Source organism: Serratia oryzae (assembly GCF_001976145.1).
In the GTDB taxonomy this organism is placed as follows: Bacteria; Pseudomonadota; Gammaproteobacteria; order Enterobacterales; family Enterobacteriaceae; genus Chania; species Chania oryzae.
In genome coordinates this window covers 1-2,120 of record NZ_MOXD01000037.1, presented here as the reverse complement: position 1 = coordinate 2,120, position 2,120 = coordinate 1, and the positions used below count along the sequence as shown (strand labels likewise).

At 59.2% G+C, this 2,120-nt stretch carries 1 pseudogene; it reads left to right on the top strand.

The features are described from left to right. Nucleotides 1-2,120 (top strand): annotated as a pseudogene (locus BMI79_RS22755) (hemagglutinin repeat-containing protein); the annotation flags it as partial.

The window sequence follows — 2,120 nt, the reverse complement described above, 5'->3', positions numbered from 1 at the left end:
CCACCCAGCGGCTCGTCGTAAACGCCGGTGAGCAGAAGTGGCTGAACAGCCAGCTCGGGGCGGGAACGGTGATTGCCGCAGCCCAACGCGACTTGATTCTGGATGGTGGCTCGCAACTGACCGGGTTGAACGGCGTCACGCTGCAAGGCGGCGCAGTGAGCCTGGCGGGGAAAGCCAGCTCTGGTGGGGATTTCATCCTGCAGGGTAGCAGTCTGCAAAGCACAAGCGGTAGTGTGCTGAGCGCACAACAGGATATCCAGTTCACCTTCAGCGACAGTGCGGATTGGCAGGGGCAACTCACTGCCGGGCGCGATCTGACGCTGCAGGTCAATAACCTGACTAACGCAGGCCAACTGGCCGCCAACCGCAACAGCCAGGTAACGGCACAAACGCTGAATAACAGCGGGTTGTTACAGGCGCAGGGGAGTCAGACGGTTAACGTTCTGCAACTCGATAACAGCGGCCAACTGCAATCGGCGGGCGCGCTGACGCTGCATGCCGATGCGGCCAATAACCGTGGGCTGATGGGTTCACAGCAACCGTTGACACTGACGGTGCGGGATACCCTGAACGTCAGTGGGTCGTTGTATACCGAAGGACTGCTGAACGTACAGGCCGGAGAGTTTCTGCTGGCTGGCCGGGCGACCGGGGTTCAGGGTATCGCTGTAACAGGTAACCTGCAGACCACGACGGGCTCGGCATTGCTGAGCGCCGGGGATATCCGCTTGCAGGGTGACCAATTTATGCTGAGTGGATTATTGTCGAGCGATCGCTCGCTGACGATAACCGGCAAACAGCTCACCTCGGGGGATAGCGCACAAAGCCAGGCCAAAGACGACATGGTATTGGTGGCGACGGAAAGCGCACAGCTTGCCGGGGTGTTTACCACCCTGGGGGATTTAACGTTCAGCGGTGCGCAGGCCGAAAGCCGTGCCGATATGATTGCCCGTACTCTCAACTGGCGCAGCGACAGCCTCAACCAACAAGGCCGTATGCAGACTGACAACGGGTTAACGCTGGCGGTCAGGCAACTCAATCAGCAAGGGGCTTTGCAGGCGGGCCAGCAGCTTACTTTGCGCGGTGATGCCCTGACCAACAGCGGATTTATCGGTGCGCCGCAGCTTGAACTGGCGTTTACCCGTAGCCTGGATAACAGCGGTTCGCTGGTGGCAAGCCAGGGGCTGATGCTGGATGTGCCTTCACTGAACAACAGTGGCACCCTGGCGGCGAAGATGCTGACGTTAAATACCCAGAGCCTGGACAACCGTGGGTTGATACAGGCCGGGGCCCGTGCGGATATTGAGGCACAAACGCTGACTAACCGCCTGGAGGGACGTCTGCTGGCAGGAGAAAACCTGGCCTTGCACACCGGGCAACTGAGCAACGCTGGCAAACTGCAGGCTGGCGACATGAATGTGGAGACACAAACCTGGAACAACACCGGCAGCGCTTTGGGTATTGACAGTGTGACGGCGAACGTCACCCAGACTCTCGACAACAGCGGGCAATTGCTGAGCCAGGGGCCGATTGCGCTGAGTGTGGCGTCGCTGAGCAATAGCGGAAAAATCCTCAGTGAAGGCCAACTCAGGCTTACTGCGCAACAGTTGACCAATCAGGGCGAAGCGCAAGGCAACGTCACACAGTTGAACGCCAGCCAACTGACCAACAGCGGCACGCTGATCGGCATCGAGCGGTTGGTATTGCAACTGCAACAGGATTTGAATAATGCGACCCGCGGTCAGTTACTGAGCGGCGGTGAACTGACGGTGAATGCGGCGGCAGTGAGCAATGCGGGGGTATGGCAAGGCGAACAGATCCTTCTGGCAGCGCGCCAACTGGACAATAGCGGTACGCTGCAAGCGAACAAACGCATTCAATTGGATCTGACCGGTGATTTCCACAGCGGTGTGGGCAGCCAGATTGTCACCAACGGCGAGGCGGCGCTTAACGCGTTGGCCTTGGTCAACCAAGGCAACTGGCAAGCGGCCACGCTGTCGCTGACAGGCACCTCGCTGCTCAACAACGGCGTGATTGCCGGAGTTAATCAGCTTAACGCTGAGATGAGCGGTAACATCGGCCAGCAGACTGACGGGCAGATACTGAGCAATGGCACGGCCACC